The 15754-nt window shown below is 38.8% G+C and carries 14 protein-coding genes; 6 read left to right on the forward strand and 8 right to left on the reverse strand.

Translation table 11 applies throughout. From position 1 onward, the window contains the following. The first annotated feature begins 70 nt into the window (after positions 1–70). The 6 genes from WBW42_RS09220 (at position 71) to blp2 (ending at position 8442) form a co-directional block, all read left to right on the forward strand. Entirely contained in the window at positions 71–1102 is a 1032-nt protein-coding gene (locus WBW42_RS09220) for a substrate-binding domain-containing protein (protein WP_005073265.1), read from the forward strand. 99 nt (positions 1103–1201) lie between these two features. Further along, a complete protein-coding gene (pstC, locus tag WBW42_RS09225) occupies positions 1202–2581 on the forward strand; it encodes a phosphate ABC transporter permease subunit PstC (RefSeq protein ID WP_002119004.1) in 1380 nt (459 codons plus the stop codon). Further along, positions 2578–3975, forward strand: a complete 1398-nt coding sequence (gene pstA / locus WBW42_RS09230; RefSeq protein ID WP_005073268.1) for a phosphate ABC transporter permease PstA — start codon at positions 2578–2580, stop codon at positions 3973–3975. Before pstC ends, pstA begins: the two co-directional genes overlap by 4 nt. A 13-nt stretch (positions 3976–3988) precedes the next feature. Beyond that, a complete protein-coding gene (gene pstB / locus WBW42_RS09235; protein WP_005067963.1) occupies positions 3989–4891 on the forward strand; it encodes a phosphate ABC transporter ATP-binding protein PstB in 903 nt (300 codons plus the stop codon). Between the two features lie 148 nt (positions 4892–5039). After that, a complete protein-coding gene (gene sohB / locus WBW42_RS09240; protein ID WP_002118820.1) occupies positions 5040–6002 on the forward strand; it encodes a protease SohB in 963 nt (320 codons plus the stop codon). Between the two features lie 253 nt (positions 6003–6255). Then, positions 6256–8442, forward strand: a complete 2187-nt coding sequence (blp2, locus tag WBW42_RS09245) for an Ig-like repeat protein Blp2 (protein ID WP_032055275.1) — start codon at positions 6256–6258, stop codon at positions 8440–8442. Between the two features lie 39 nt (positions 8443–8481). On the opposite strand, the gene WBW42_RS09250 is transcribed toward blp2, so the two are convergent. From WBW42_RS09250 to dacC, 8 genes are all read right to left on the reverse strand, one after another. Continuing rightward, positions 8482–9120 carry a DUF2238 domain-containing protein gene (locus WBW42_RS09250; RefSeq protein ID WP_032055277.1) on the reverse strand — a complete coding sequence of 213 codons (639 nt, stop codon included), beginning with the start codon at positions 9118–9120 and terminating at the stop codon, positions 8482–8484. Between the two features lie 79 nt (positions 9121–9199). Next, entirely contained in the window at positions 9200–10588 is a 1389-nt protein-coding gene (gene purB, locus WBW42_RS09255) for an adenylosuccinate lyase (RefSeq protein WP_002118712.1), read from the reverse strand. A gap of 56 nt (positions 10589–10644) precedes the next feature. After that, on the reverse strand, positions 10645–11376 hold the full coding sequence (gene hflD / locus WBW42_RS09260; RefSeq protein WP_002118587.1) for a high frequency lysogenization protein HflD: 732 nt from the start codon (positions 11374–11376) through the stop codon (positions 10645–10647). A 13-nt stretch (positions 11377–11389) separates the two neighbouring features. Further along, positions 11390–12523, reverse strand: a complete 1134-nt coding sequence (mnmA, locus tag WBW42_RS09265) for a tRNA 2-thiouridine(34) synthase MnmA (protein ID WP_005067972.1) — start codon at positions 12521–12523, stop codon at positions 11390–11392. Between the two features lie 4 nt (positions 12524–12527). Then, a complete protein-coding gene (locus tag WBW42_RS09270) occupies positions 12528–13016 on the reverse strand; it encodes an NUDIX hydrolase (RefSeq protein ID WP_002119006.1) in 489 nt (162 codons plus the stop codon). A gap of 99 nt (positions 13017–13115) precedes the next feature. Then, positions 13116–13874, reverse strand: coding sequence for a DUF4262 domain-containing protein (locus WBW42_RS09275; RefSeq protein WP_032055282.1), 759 nt, complete (start codon positions 13872–13874; stop codon positions 13116–13118). 71 nt (positions 13875–13945) lie between these two features. After that, complete coding sequence (locus tag WBW42_RS09280; protein ID WP_005067983.1) at positions 13946–14488, reverse strand: gamma carbonic anhydrase family protein; 543 nt, start codon at positions 14486–14488, stop codon at positions 13946–13948. A 90-nt stretch (positions 14489–14578) separates the two neighbouring features. Continuing rightward, positions 14579–15727, reverse strand: coding sequence for a D-alanyl-D-alanine carboxypeptidase PBP5/6 (gene dacC / locus WBW42_RS09285; protein ID WP_002118558.1), 1149 nt, complete (start codon positions 15725–15727; stop codon positions 14579–14581). Positions 15728–15754 lie beyond the last annotated feature (27 nt).

The raw sequence follows: 15754 nt of genomic DNA on the forward strand, positions 1-15754 counted from the left end.
CTATCGAAGAGCGTACAAGCACTCAACAAAAAGTGACGTACAACCTATTGCATTAATGAGAGAGAACAGAATGCGCTTAAATCCACGTCAAATCGCAATTGCGTTAGCAGTAACTGGGGCAGCTGTAACAACGACTGCAAATGCAGCTCGTGATACGATTCAAATTGCTGGTTCTTCAACTGTATTACCGTTTGCCAGCGTTGTAGCTGAAGAGTTTGGTAATACTTTCCCTCAATTTAAAACTCCTGTAGTTGGTTCTGGCGGTTCTTCTGCTGGTTTGAAACAATTCTGTCAAGGTGTTGGCGATAACACGATCGACGTTGCTAACTCTTCTCGTAAAATTAAAAGCACTGAAATCGAAGCTTGTAACAAAGCTGGTGTAAAACAAATTCAAGAAATCAAAATCGGTTACGACGGTATTGTATTCGCGTCTAACTCAAACAAAGCAGCTTATAAATTAAAACCTTACCACGTGTTTGCTGCTTTAGCTGCACAGTTACCTTCAAAAGGTAAATTGGTTCCAAACCCATATACAAACTGGAATCAAATTGATAAAACACTTCCAAATGAACCGATTACTCTTGTAATCCCTGCATCTAACCACGGTACTCGTGAAGTTTTCCAAGAGAAAATGGTTGAAGCTGGTTGTGAAGCATATGAATACTTCAAGAGCTTAGATAAAGATGCTCAGAAGAAAGCATGTTCTACTTTCCGTAAAGATGGCCGTGTAATTGAAATCGCTGGTGACTATACAGAAACATTAGCGCGCTTAAAGACTTCTCCAAGTGCAGTAGGCGTGTTTGGTTTAAGTTTCTATGACATGAACCGTGACAAGTTACGTGTAGCAACAGTAAACAACGTTGTTCCATCTGAGAAGACAGTATTGAATGGTACATACCCTGTATCTCGCCCATTGTACTTCTACGTGAAAGGCGAACACTTAAAATCAGTTAAAGGCTTACCGCAATATGTAGAATATTTCGTAAGCAAGAAAGCAACTGGTAAAGGTTCTAAAGCTGAACGTGATGGTTTAATCGCGATGTCTGATGCTGAACGTGCAAAAGTTTTGGCTGACTTTAAAGCAGGTAAAACTGTTAAATAAGTTAGTTTGAATGAAGGCTGGTGATCTTAAGAGTTCATCAGCCTTTTTGTCTAACTTGTTTTTCCAAATTATGACAATTGAGAAAACAGTGGAGAGTACATGAATCTGCTACTTATCGGTGTGCTGTTAGCCCTTGTGGCCATCGCATATCAACTTGGGCTGAGAAAGAGCCGTAACATAGCAGGTAAGGGAAGCAACTCGGCGACGTTACATTCTCGTCCTGGTTATTATGGCGCACTGGTTGGTCTTTGGTGCGGTATCCCTGCTTTTTTAATTTTGATCATTTGGAACTTGGTTGAACCAAGTATTTTAAATCATATTATTTTTAATAATATTCCGGCGTCTGTAAGTGCTTCTCTTGATGAAGCGGGTAGAAGTGTATTGGTTGATCGTGTTCAATCAATTGCTTCAGGTTTTGGGGTGAGCGATAAACCGGCAGCCTACGAATTAGCTGCTGCTCAACAGTTTGCAAAATTTCAAACCATTGGCTCTTTTGCCAAATTTGCTGTTGTAATTTGTGCTGCTTTATTGGGGTTGGTTTGGGCAAAGAAAAAAATCAGCCAACAATATCGTGCTCGTAACCAAGTTGAACGTGCCATTAATGTTGGTTTGATTTTATGTTCTGGTGTTGCGATTTTGACAACCATCGGTATCGTAATGTCGATGTTTGGCGAAGCAATGCACTTCTTCCGTTTTGTCAGTCCAATGGACTTTTTCTTTGGTACAGAATGGAATCCGGGCTTTAGTACTTCTGGTAATGCTGAAGGCAGTTATGGTTTATTACCATTGCTATGGGGGACGCTCATGGTCAGTGGTATCGCTCTACTCGTTGCTGTACCAGTTGGATTAATGATCGCAATTTATTTAGCTGAATATGCTTCACCATGGTTCCGCTCATGGGCAAAACCGACAATTGAAGTCTTAGCGGGTATTCCAACAATTGTTTATGGTGTATTTGCCATGATGATTATTGGACCATTCTTTAAAGCAGCGGGTGCATATGTTGGTTTAGAGATTAATGCGACGAGTGCTTTAACTGCTGGCTTTGTAATGGGAATTATGATTATCCCGTTTGTATCATCTTTGTCAGATGACATTATTACTCAAGTCCCGCGTGCACTACGTGACGGTTCTTTAGGACTTGGTGCGACTAAGTCTGAAACAATTCGTCAAGTCGTATTACCAGCAGCTTTACCGGGTATTACAGGCGCTTTCTTATTGGCAGTCTCTCGCGCTGTTGGGGAAACCATGATTGTGGTTTTAGCAGCAGGGAACAGCCCACTTTTACACGCAAATCCATTTGAAGCTGTTTCGACAGTGACAGTAACTATTGTAAAACAGTTGACTGGAGATACAGACTTCTCAAGTCCACAAGCATTGGTTGCATTCGCGCTAGGTTTAACACTATTTGTTATTACCTTGGGATTAAATATTGTAGCACTGTACATTGTGCGTAAATACCGTGAGCAATACGAATGAGTACATCAAATACATCGTCTCCTATGGATCAGAACGTATTTGATCCGAAAACTGCTGCCGAAACACGTGAACGACGTAAACAGGTTATTGAAAAATCTTTGGCTAAACGTCATCGCAAAGAAAAAGCTTTCCGTTTTGCGGGTTTCTCGGCAGTCATTATTGGTCTTGCATTCGTTGCTCTCTTGTTCGGTAGTATCTTGGCAAAAGGTTTACCTGCTTTTTGGCAAACCAGTATGAATGTTCCAATTTACTTTGACCCTAAAGTGATTGATGCAGGACCAGTACCTGTACGTACTCAAGGTGAAACACCTGCGCATTACCAAGAACGTTATGTCGATTGGCAAACTAAAATGGGTATGGTCGATTGGGATGGCATCATTGTAAATGGAATGATTGCTAAAGATCCTGCACTTGCATCACAACGTGACTACTTGAGTAGCTTATATGCAAGCTCGGAAGCTTATCGTCTACGTGATATGGTTTTTGCAGATCCATCACTTATTGGTAAAAAAGAAAATATTACCTTCTTAGGTGATGCGAATGTCGATGTTTGGTTAAAAGGTAATATTGATCGTTCATTACCAGATGATCAGCAACAACTCGATCCAGAAGTGCGTAAGCTCGCAGATGAATTAAAGGCGAAAGGTGTTCTTGAAAGTACATTTAACTTGAACTTATTTAAGAATCCTGACTCTCGTAGTTCTCCAGCAATTAGTGGTCTTGCAGGTGCATTCATGGGTTCATTATTCATGATGCTGATTGTGATCATCATTGCGATCCCAATTGGTGTTGCCAGCGCAATCTATCTTGAAGAGTTTGCTCCAAAAAATGTTCTGACCGACATTATTGAAGTAAATATTAATAACCTTGCTGCTGTTCCTTCTATCGTATTTGGTTTACTTGGTGCTGCAATTTTCATTGGTTGGATGCATTTGCCTTTATCAGCTCCGCTGGTGGGTGGTTTGGTTTTAAGCTTAATGACACTACCAACAGTCATCATTACCACGCGCGCTTCATTAAAAGCAGTGCCACCTTCTATTCGACAAGCGGCACTTGGTTTGGGAGCTTCTAAGTTCCAAACGATTTTCCATCACGTTTTACCGTTGGCATTACCGGGCATTATGACAGGTGCAATTATTGGTGTTGCACATGCGCTTGGTGAAACCGCACCTTTACTTTTAATTGGAATGAGTGCATTCGTTGCAAGTATTCCAGCAACTCCATTTGATCAAGCAACTGCTTTACCTGTACAGGTCTACTTATGGCAGGGTAATGAGTTGCGTAACTTCTTCGAAGGCCGTACTGCTGCTGCGATTATCGTACTGCTTGCATTAATGATTGGTTTAAACAGTCTTGCAATTTGGTTACGTAAAAAGTTCGAAGTGCGTTGGTAATAGAGGATAAATCATGAATACTATTGATATTACGAATTCCTTAGAAAAGGATAAGTTAGTGAATACTGAACAATCTCAATTTACAGATAAATCGCTGAATCATGGCACTTCGTATGTTTCGCATTTTGAACCACATACTTCAAAAAAGCAGAACTCAAACGAAATCAAAATTAGTGCACAAGATGCCCATGTTTATTATGGTGATTTTGAAGCTATCAAAGGTATTGACCTAGATATTTACCAAAATGAAGTGATCGCATTTATTGGTCCTTCAGGCTGTGGTAAATCAACGTTTCTTCGTACGTTAAACCGTATGAACGATACGATTGATGGTTGCCGCGTAACAGGTAAAATTACCCTTGATAACCACAATATTTATGACCCAAATCTAGACGTTGTATTATTGCGTGCTCAGGTTGGTATGGTGTTCCAAAAGCCAAACCCATTCCCTAAATCTATTTTTGACAACGTGGCTTATGGCCCTAAACTTCACGGTTTAGCGCGTGATAAATATGACCTAGAAGAAATTGTTGAAAATAGCTTACGTAAAGCTGGTTTGTGGGATGAGGTTAAAGACCGTTTGAATCAGCCAGGTACAGGTTTATCAGGTGGTCAGCAACAACGTTTATGTATTGCACGTACCATTGCTGTTAGTCCTGAAGTGATTTTAATGGATGAGCCGTGTTCGGCACTCGATCCAATTGCAACAGCAAAAGTAGAAGAACTTATTTCTGAATTGTCGAATCAATACACAATTGTGATTGTGACTCACTCAATGCAACAAGCGGCACGTGTTTCTGATCGTACTGCTTATTTCCATTTAGGTGATTTAATTGAAGTCAACTCAACTGAAAAAGTCTTTACTCAACCTGACCATCAGTTAACGGAAGCGTATATTACTGGTCGCTTCGGTTGATTAATAAACAATAAAAGAAAAAGAGCCACGTGCTCTTTTTTTTATTTTATAAATGAAAATGAATCTATTTTGCAAAATCGCTATTGAATTTTAATCAAAAGGACCACATCTTAAGGCTATAAAGATAAACTTATGAGCTTAGAATTTTATGTTATTCCATTTGCCTAAACTCCCTGCGGAAATACGTGTTAGTCATTTAAATGCACGTGTAAATGAACAGAGAAAAAAAATTGCACAAACTACGGCAAGCCGTTTAGAACTTTTACAATTAGCTCAACAACTTGCTAAAGAAGCTAAAATTCGCCGTAAAAATAATCAGAAAATTTTTGTTTTAGATTTCAAAGGTGATATTCAAGCTTCGGCAGTTGAAAACTTACGTGAAGAAATTACCCTGATTTTAGCAACTGCTAAAGCAGGACGTGATCGTATTGTAGTTCGTCTTGAAAGCCCAGGTGGTATGGTGCATGGTTATGGTCTAGCAGCAGCTCAGTTGGTGCGTTTACGCGATGCAGGTTTTCATTTAACAATTTGTGTTGATAAAGTCGCTGCAAGTGGTGGCTATATGATGGCATGTATTGCAAATGAAATTATTGCAGCACCGTTTGCTATTGTGGGTTCAATTGGCGTGGTTGCTCAAGTTCCAAACTTTAATCGTCTTTTAAAAGAACACAATGTGGATTTTGAGCTTTACACAGCAGGGCAGTATAAGCGTACAGTCACCATGTTTGGTGAAAATACGCCTGAAGGTAAAGCGAAGTTCGAAGAAGAACTGCAACAAACTCATGTTTTATTTAAGCACTTTGTTGAAAAATATCGCCCACAGCTTAATGTTGATAAGGTGGCGACAGGTGAGCATTGGTATGGTGAAGATGCCCTAGATCTGAACCTTGTTGATAAATTACAAACATCTGATGAGTATTTATTAGCTTTATTGCCACAACATGATGTTTATGTCATTAATACACGTAAGAAAGCGACCTTAGGTGAAAAGCTGGGTTTACAAGCAGCGCAAATGGCCGATAGTTTGATTCCTACTGTAATGAGTAAAGTCATGGAAAGCCTAGCAAAGGCGAATACGACGCTTGTGCAGGTACGTGATCCAAAACTATAAGTTTATCTAATTCAAATGTTATAAAAGACCAGCTTAAATGCTGGTTTTTTTATAAAGTTAATATTCAAAATTGTCTTATTAAATGTGCTTAGATTTTTAATGGAAAGTAAAAAATAAATGTTGATAAATATAATTTTTGAATTGTGATAAACACATGGTTTTGATATTTTAAACAGCAATAAAATAGCTTTTAAATGAAATATTTAAAAAGTTAGACATTTAAAAATATAACTGAAATTTAGGACAGGAAATAATGACAAGAATAATTGTAGCATCCAAAGAGGGTTTGGACGTTCTGCAAGATGGTCAGCTCAATAAGGTCGTGTTAAGTAAACCTTCTATTATTCAAATTGGCGTAAGTCAAAAAGATATAGCATCGGTGGAAAAACAAGGTGGAAATCTAGTCGTCCATTTAAAAAATGGAGAGACTATTGTTTTAGAAAATTTCTTTAATGGAGCAACGAATACAACAGAACATTCACTTGTTCTTCCGACTGAACATGGAAAATTTGTTGAAGCACAATTTGACGCTCAGGGTAAGGTGATCGACTATACAGGTTTAAACCATGTCACAGATTTAGCCTATACCAGCACGAGCCAACCAGCTTCAACAATGGCGGTTGATGATTCCCCAACTTTTTCGATGGGTAACGTGCTAAAAGCAGGTTTAGCGGTTTTAGCCGCTGAAGGTTTATATCTTTGGGCTTTTGATAATGATGACAAAGATGACTCGCCTGTTAATGTTCCAACCACTGCGAAACCAACAGAAGTAAAACTTGCAGATGATGCTGTTACGGTCACTGGTAAAGCCGAAGCTAATGCAAAAATTTATATTAAAGATTTAAGTGGAAATGTAATTGCTTCAGGTAACGCAGATGCAAGTGGTAATTTTACGATTAAGCTCGATAAACCTTTGACAGATGGAAATAAATTAAATGTTTCAGCTCAAAGTGAAGGTGGCAGTGAGTCCACTGCTGCTTCGATTACAGGTACCAAAGATACAATTGCTCCAGATGCTCCCCAAACTCAGCTGAGTGATGATGGCTCATTGGTAACTGGTAAAACTGAAGCAAATGCAAAAATCACTGTTTATGATGCTAGTGGTAATGTACTAGGCACTGTAACTGCGAATAAAGATGGTATTTTTTCTTTAAAGCTTACTCCTCCATTGACGAGTGACGCGGGTGGAAAAGTTATAGCTGAAGATGCAGCGGGTAATAAATCTGAACCAACTAAAATTATTGCCGGAAAGGATACTTTCGCTCCAGATGTTCCTTTAGTTGAAGTCAATAAAGAAGGTACCACGGTTGAAGGACAAACTGAGCCTAATGCAAAAGTTCAGATAAAAGATGCTGATGGTAAAGTAATTGGTACTGGTACCGCAAACGCTCAAGGCGAATTTCAAATTACGCTTTCTCCAGCATTAAAAGAGTCACAAAAGGCAACAGTTGTTGTTGAAGATGCAGCAGGTAATACCTCTAAACCTTTAGAAGTTTCTCCAAGTTATGACTCTATTGCACCTGATAAACCTGTTGCTCAAATTAATGCTGATGGAACAACCGTAACAGGTACAACCGAAGCAAATGCAAAAGTTGAAATTAAAGATACGACAGGTAAGGTCATTGGTACGGGAACGGCAGATGCAAATGGAAAATTTACAATTACGATTTCGCCTGCTTTAACTGATAACAAACATGCTTCAGTTGCGGCTATTGATAGTGCAGGAAATAAATCTGAGGTTCTTGATATTATTGGTACTAAGGACACAACACCACCTGCAAAACCTGTTTTAAACAGTGTGGATGATGATGTTGGTGCTCTAAAAGGTGCGATTACTGCTGGTTCAGAAACTGACGATGCAAGACCAAAGCTGACAGGCTCAGGTGAGGCAAATGCAACTTTAACCATTTATGATAACGGTGTTGCTATTGGGATTGTAAATGTAAGTAGTAGTCGATCATGGAGCTTTACGCTTGATAAAGACTTAGCAATTGGTAAACATACGATTACTTTAACTCAAACAGATGCAGCAGGCCTTACAAGTGAAGTGAGTTCACCATTTACGTTTTATGTGGTCGCTCCAAAGGTTACAAGTTTAAGTGAGGTAGCTGTTGATACTGCTCATACAGAAACTGTATCTGTTGCTGATAGTGTTGGGTTAAATACATTAAAGTTAGTACAAAGCACAACAAATGAAACGGATAGCCAGCAGCAGAAATCTGTGCCAATAGATGATTTGTTAAAAAGCTCTACGTCTAGTGAACCAGACCCAATTGAAACTCTTTTGTCTTCAGCGGCATTAAAGCCTACTCAGGTAAATGATCAGAGTGATATAACTACGAACGCTAGTAATATCACTGCCAATCTTGAGCATGTTTTACCTGATACGACTTCTTCGGTTTTACAAAGCCTTTTAGAACAAACCTATCCTGTTGTCTAAAGGGATCTTAAAAAAAGCGCTCATTGAGCGCTTTTTTATTTATGAGTTATTTGTTTTAGATGGAAGCATCAGTGCAAGAAGTCCATAGAAAATTGCCCCAATAGTTGCTAACAGCATATCTTTATGGGCATCCCACATATCGCCTTGTTGCCCATTATAATTTTCGGCTTCTTCGGGAGATAATCCAATAGCAATTGCCCATTCAATAAGTTCATATAAAACACTTGATGCCATTACAAATTGAACCACTAGCAAAAAAAGACTGAATGGCTTTACGGATGGTAACCATACTTGAAACACGCGATAAGTAAGAGGGTAAAGAAAAATACCATAGGCAAGATGAACCAAACGATCATACATATTACGGGACCAACCCATATATTGATCTAAGTTAAAATTGAATACTTGTTGTATCCAATTATTGTATGGAACGTATGAATACAGGTAATGTGCGCCAACAATATGGATGAGCAAAAACAGCAGATAGAAAGTAAAACTTAAAAAATCGAGTCCAATCTTCTTAAAAATAACAAAGAGCAAAATCAACATAAACACAGTGCCCGCTTGGTGAAGTAAATAGGCTTCAAATTCAAGAGGCTGAATAGCTGAAATAACAATCGCAATCAAAAGCAAGCCAAGAGCAATATAGTGTTTAAGTTTGAATTGTTTTTCGATCATTTTATGAAGTCTTTATTGTGATTTATATGAGTGTAATAAAAAAGCGAAGCCTAAGCTCCGCTTTTTGTAAACTTTTTAATTAAATTTTGCTAATTAGATCGTTAATTTGTTTCGCTTGTTCAGCTGCATTACCTGTGTAAGTTGCAGGAGTAAGTTCAGCTAAGCGCGCACGTTCTTCGCTAGGTACTTGAGAAAGTTCATCACCATTTACGAAATTAACCATCATGTCACGCGTCATTGCTTGACCACGAGTTAATGCTTTTAATTTTTCGTATGGTTTTTCAATGTTGTAGCGACGCATTACAGTTTGAATTGGTTCAGCTAAAACTTCTTGAGCTTGGTCTAAATCTTCATTTAAACGGTTTGCATTTAACTCAAGTTTACCGACACCTTTTAAGCACGCATCGAAAGCAATTAAACTTTGTGCAAAACCAACACCCATATTACGTAATACAGTTGAGTCAGTTAAGTCACGCTGCCAGCGTGAAATTGGTAATTTTTCACCTAAATGAGCCAATACTGCATTTGCAATACCTAAGTTACCTTCAGAGTTTTCAAAGTCAATTGGGTTAACTTTGTGTGGCATTGTTGATGAACCAACTTCGCCTTCTTTCAATTTTTGTTTGAAGTAACCTAAAGAGATGTAACCCCATACGTCACGGTTAAAGTCGATTAAAATCGTATTGAAACGACGTAACGCATCAAACAACTCTGCCATGTAGTCATGTGGTTCGATTTGAGTTGTATAAGGGTTGAATGTTAAACCTAAAGATTCAACAAAAGCTTGTGCGTGAGCAGCCCAATCAACATCTGGATAAGCAGAAAGGTGAGCATTGTAGTTACCTACAGCACCATTGATTTTGCCAAGTAACTCAACGTTTTCAAATTGTTTGATTTGACGAGCTAAACGGTATGCCACGTTCGCCATTTCTTTACCCAAAGTTGTTGGGCTAGCAGTTTGACCGTGTGTACGAGACAACATTGGTTGTTCAGCGTGAGTCGTTGCCAAAGCAGAGATCGCATTAAGGATTTGCTTCATGCTTGATACTAAAACTTCACGACCGTTTTTAAGCATAAGCGCGTGAGACAAGTTGTTGATGTCTTCAGAAGTACATGCAAAGTGAATGAATTCACCCGCATTTTGTAATTCAGCGATACCAGCAATTTTCTCTTTTAAGAAATACTCAACTGCTTTAACGTCATGGTTAGTCGTACGTTCAATCTCTTTAATACGATTTGCATCTTCTTCAGAGAAGTTGCTAACAATTGCATCTAATGCTGCATTTGTTTCGTTTGAAAAAGGTGCAACTTCAACAATTTCCGGACGGTTAGAAAGTGCTTGTAACCAACGCACTTCTACAGTGACACGAGCATGGATTAAACCAAACTCAGAAAGAAAAGGGCGTAGCGCATCACATTTGCTGGCATAACGTCCATCTAATGGTGATAGTGCGGTTAAAGCGTTCATAACGATTCCTTAATGTTGGAATAAACATAAAACTAAAAAAAATCTCGTTTATAGTCTTAAACGACTTGGTACTGTAAACGAGCAAGTGCTTGAATATCCTGTAGCAATTTACGTTTGCTAAAAATCATGTTCCACGAACTACCGCCGAGTTGTCGCCATAAATGGGCCATTTGCAAGCCAGTAAACAGACAAGCACGGATGCGGTTAGTATGATTGGTATCTTTAAATGCTTCTGCATTACCACGAACTAAAATGCGTGGGTTAATCTGGCCAGCCGTATCAACATAAGTTTGCGCCAAATTAGCTAAAATACTCGGGTGTAAGTAGTTATTATCAAAAAAAGACAGCTGTTTTAAAATTTTCTGCTGAGCTTTTTCAATGATTGCGACATATTCAGGGTTACTATAAACCTTTTTTTCTAGCTGTAAGAGCGACATCGCGTAGGACATTGGCAGTTTGGCCGTTCCCATTTTTGGAAGGCGAGACTTAGGCATGTTCGAAAAAGGTTGAGTAATACAATTTTCGAGTGTTTTAAGCCCTAAAGAAATATCTGCTAATTGATTAAAAAAATCTAAGGTTTGAACACCATTGTTGGCTGTAGGGCGAATATTTAAACTTGCTTTGATTAATAGTTCAAAATAGAAGTTACCACTTTCACCAATACTTTGCTGACCCGTCATGGCTGTCATATGGGTGAGCTGAGTGGCCTGAAATACCCCAGCCAAGGCAAGGGCACGGTTTTGGCGAACATTCAAGGCTTGTGATTGTTGAAATGGTAACTCCACCATGCCATTCATTCCCTTAAATAAAATTTGGTGTAGGGGCATTTGTATGGTGAATGACACCCCCGCCTAAGCAAACTTCATCTGAATAAAATACAACGCTTTGACCCGGTGTAACAGCACGCTGCGGTTCATCGAACTCAACGCGAACACCGTGTTCAGTGTTTTCATCAATAAAAATTGTACATGCCTGATCAGGTTGGCGATAACGCGTTTTAGCTGTACAGCGTAATCCTTCAACTGGAATATTTTGTTCACCAGCTACCCAGTCAATTGACTCACTCCACAGTTGAGTACTTTGCATGAGTGGGTGTTCATGTCCCTGACCAACAACGAGGCGATTATTATCAAGATCTTTATGTAGTACGAACCATGCACCTTCAGCTGCACCTTTCAAACCACCTAGACCAATTCCGCCACGTTGACCGAGCGTATAGTACATCAGACCGTGATGTTCACCAACTTCTTTACCTGTATCAAGTACAATTTTCCCGGGCTGAGCGGGTAAATATTGTTTAAGGAAGTCATTAAAACGACGTTCCCCAATAAAACAGATTCCTGTTGAGTCCTTTTTCTTGGCTGTAGCAAGATCAAGTTCTTCAGCAATTCTGCGAACTTCAGGTTTTTCGATTTCACCTACTGGGAATAAGGTTTTATTAATTTCTCTACCATGAACGGCATGTAAGAAATAGGTTTGGTCTTTATTGTTATCTACACCACGTAATAATGGTGCGTATGCTTCGCCTTTAGAGTTATATGCAGTTTCACCACGGCGTGCGTAATGGCCAGTCGCAATAAAGTCTGCACCTAAAGTCATGGCATGATCTAAAAATGCGCGGAATTTAATTTCTTTATTACATAAAATATCTGGATTTGGCGTACGACCAGCAGCATATTCAGCTAGGAAAAGTTCAAACACTCGATCCCAATATTCCATAGCAAAGTTTGCTGTATGCAGCTTAATACCGATTTTATCAGCTACTGCTTGGGCATCGGCTAAGTCTTCCATTGCCGTACAGTATTCCGTGCCGTCGTCTTCCTCCCAGTTCTTCATGAAAAGACCTTCAACTTGATAACCCTGTTGAAGTAAAAGTGCTGCAGAAACAGAAGAGTCTACACCACCAGACATACCGACGATGACACGTTGTTGCATAGGACTAGGCATCCAAATGAGAAGTTAATGAGGGAGAGAAGGGGTGCTCATAGATAAGCGATAGAGGATAATGGTGGCCTTTCATAGCATCTTCAACTGCTTTTAGCACAAGAGGACTGCGAGCACGGGCAGATTCTTTGAGTTCATCCGGTGTCATCCACACAGCAGCGATAATACCTGTGTCGAGTTGAGGATCAATTTCAACCTGAGTTACATGCGCTAGAAAACAGAAACGGTAATAGGTGCGATCGGGAAACATTGGTGGGGTATAAGTATAAATACCAAGCAAGGCATCAATTTCAACATGATGGCCTGTTTCTTCAAGTGTTTCTCGAATGGCAGCTTCTGTTAATGACTCACCACATTCCACATGACCAGCAGGTTGGTTAAATACTGTGTGTACAAAACCTTCGCTATGCTCTTCTACAAACAGATAGCGTCCGTCTTTTTCTACGACTGTAGCAACAGTGACATGAGGAGTCCACGCGGCCATAAAAAAGCACCATGATTTAAAAGACGTATAATACGAAATTTAGGGGTTTTTGGCTACGATAAGATTTTTATAGATTACAGTATTATTTTATAAATCTTTTTACTCATCAAGATTTGTTATTTGCCATGAATTATTAATGGAGTCTCTCTCAGCAGTTTGGCCGTAGTCAAGATCAAAAACTTCATTTAAGCTCGAATCTCTTAATATCATTTGTTCTAAGGCGACAAGACGAATATCTTCAGGTTCCTGATTACCTGTCAAAAATTGCCAATCTCCATCATGATCATGTACAACTCTTAAAATAGGTTGATTGAACTCCAGACACTGTCGAGTGGTGAAAACCCCTAAATTTTTGGCCTCTCTAAATTTAAAATCAGCATTTCGATCTAGTAAAGGCTGATCATAAATAAACTCTTCTTGATATCCATCTTCCCAAGGAAATTTGTCATTGCGATCAGTCCAGACTAATTGTAAAGCTGAGAATTTATTATGTTGGTAATAATTTAACGCCCCTCCAAAATAATCATCAATATTCCTGAAGTCTACAGGTAAAAACTGAGCACGACTTTCTTTAAAAAACTGATCATCATAATCTTGATAGGAGGTAATTTTTTCGCCATTTTTAATTAGGTTTGCTACATCATTAATAATGAGATGAGCTAGATCCGTAGGTAATCCAAAACAAATAATTTCAGGATGCTGATAACTCTCATATAAACCCACACTGTAACTGAAAGAAGGTAAATAGTTCGTTGCACTAATTCCCATAACTTGTAATCCATATTTTTCAATATTGATTTTGATTTGGTTTATTAGCTCATGTTCAGTAGGGCAATTATGGGTATTATCTAAGCTCATTATTTATTTCTCAAAGGTTTCTTATTTTTGTAAGTGCAATATATGTATCAATTAAACTAAAAATAGCAAAGTTAGACTTCACTATTTTTATGATTATTTTGCACTTTTACATAATGTCTTGCTGAATAAGGAAGAAACGCCAGTTCTTTTTCAGTCAATGGTCGCACTTGTTGTACAGGGCTTCCTACATAAAGATAACCACTTTTTAAGACTTTGCGAGGCGGAACTAAACTCCCTGCACCAATCATCACATCATCTTCAATAATTACGTCATCTAGAATAACGGTGTTGATTCCGACTAAAACACGGTTGCCAATGGTACAGCCATGTAAAGTCACATGGTGTCCAACCGTTACATCTTCGCCAATAATCAAAGGTGAGCCATTCGGTTTGGCATCATTTTTATGGCTTACATGCAACATACAATGGTCTTGTACGTTACTGTTTTTGCCAATTTGAATACTATTTACATCACCACGGATGACTGCAAAAGGCCAAACAGAAACATTTTCAGCTAAGCTAACGTCACCAACCACAACAGCCATTTCATCGATATAACAGGTTGTATCTACTTGAGGGTGGTGTTCAAGATAAGGACGAATGTTCTTTGCCATAAGAAGTATCAAAATAAAATTTAGTCGAATTATAAAATAAAAAAGCACTCAGGCTAAATAGCATGAGTGCTTAATTCAACTATTCAAAAATTAGAATAAGTTGCTGAAGAATTGTTTGATATGGTCGATTAAACGAGCAAAGAAACCTGCTTCTTCAACTGGCTTTAATGCAACTAAAGGTTTTTCAGCAATTACTTTGCCGTCTAGGCTAGCAACAAGTTTACCGACAACTTGACCTTTTTGAAGTGGTGCATTTAAGTTAGGTTGAACCACTAACTGAGTTTTAATGCCATCAGCTTTACCTTTAGGCATAGTCACACTAAAGTTTTCAGCCAAACCGACTTGAACTTCATCTTCTTTACCAAACCAAACTTTTGCTTTTGCAAGAACCTGATTGGCTGGTTGAACATTTGCAGTTTCAAAGTTTGCAAAGCCCCATGCCAGTAACGTACGCGTTTGGTCTGCACGTTCAGACATGCTTGGAGTACCAAAAATCACTGAAATTAAACGCATTGGACCGCGTTTACTTGAAGTAGTTAAGCAGTAACCTGCTTCATCTGTATGACCTGTTTTTAAACCATCTACACTTGGGTCAGTGTAAAGCAAGGCATTACGGTTACCTTGTTTAATACCATTAAAAGTAAATTCTTTTTCAGAGTAAATTGGGTAGTATTTTGAACTGTCTTTAATAATATGTTGTGCTAACACAGCCATATCTTTTGCAGTTGAATAGTGGCCTTCAGCTGGCATACCAGTCGAGTTAATAAACTGGGTGTTCACCATGCCGATACGTTTTGCTTCCTGATTCATCATATGAGCAAACGTGCCTTCATTTCCGGCAATATGTTCAGCCATTGCTTTTGATGCATCATTACCTGATTGGATAATAATACCGCGGAGCATTTCTAGAACTGTCGCTGTACCGTTTAAAGGAACATACATACATGATTCAGAGCTACTTCCTTTACACCATGCAGACTCGTTCATACGAACCTGCTCATTTTCAGTCAGTTCACCTTTTAATAATTTTTGTTCAATGATGTAACTGGTCATCATTTTTGTCATAGACGCAGGTGCAAGCTTTTCGTTTTCATTTTTAGAAGCGAGAATTTGGCCTGTCTCATAATCCATTAATACATAAGACTTATTATTTAATTCTGGCGGAGCTGATAAGACAGTTGCTGCATAAGAAAAACTTGGTAAGAGGAGTAGTGCAGCAATAGCGCTTTTTCGAGTCATTCTAGGTAATTCCAATATCTTGTATGA

The sequence above is a fragment of the Acinetobacter sp. LT1 genome (assembly GCF_059800965.1).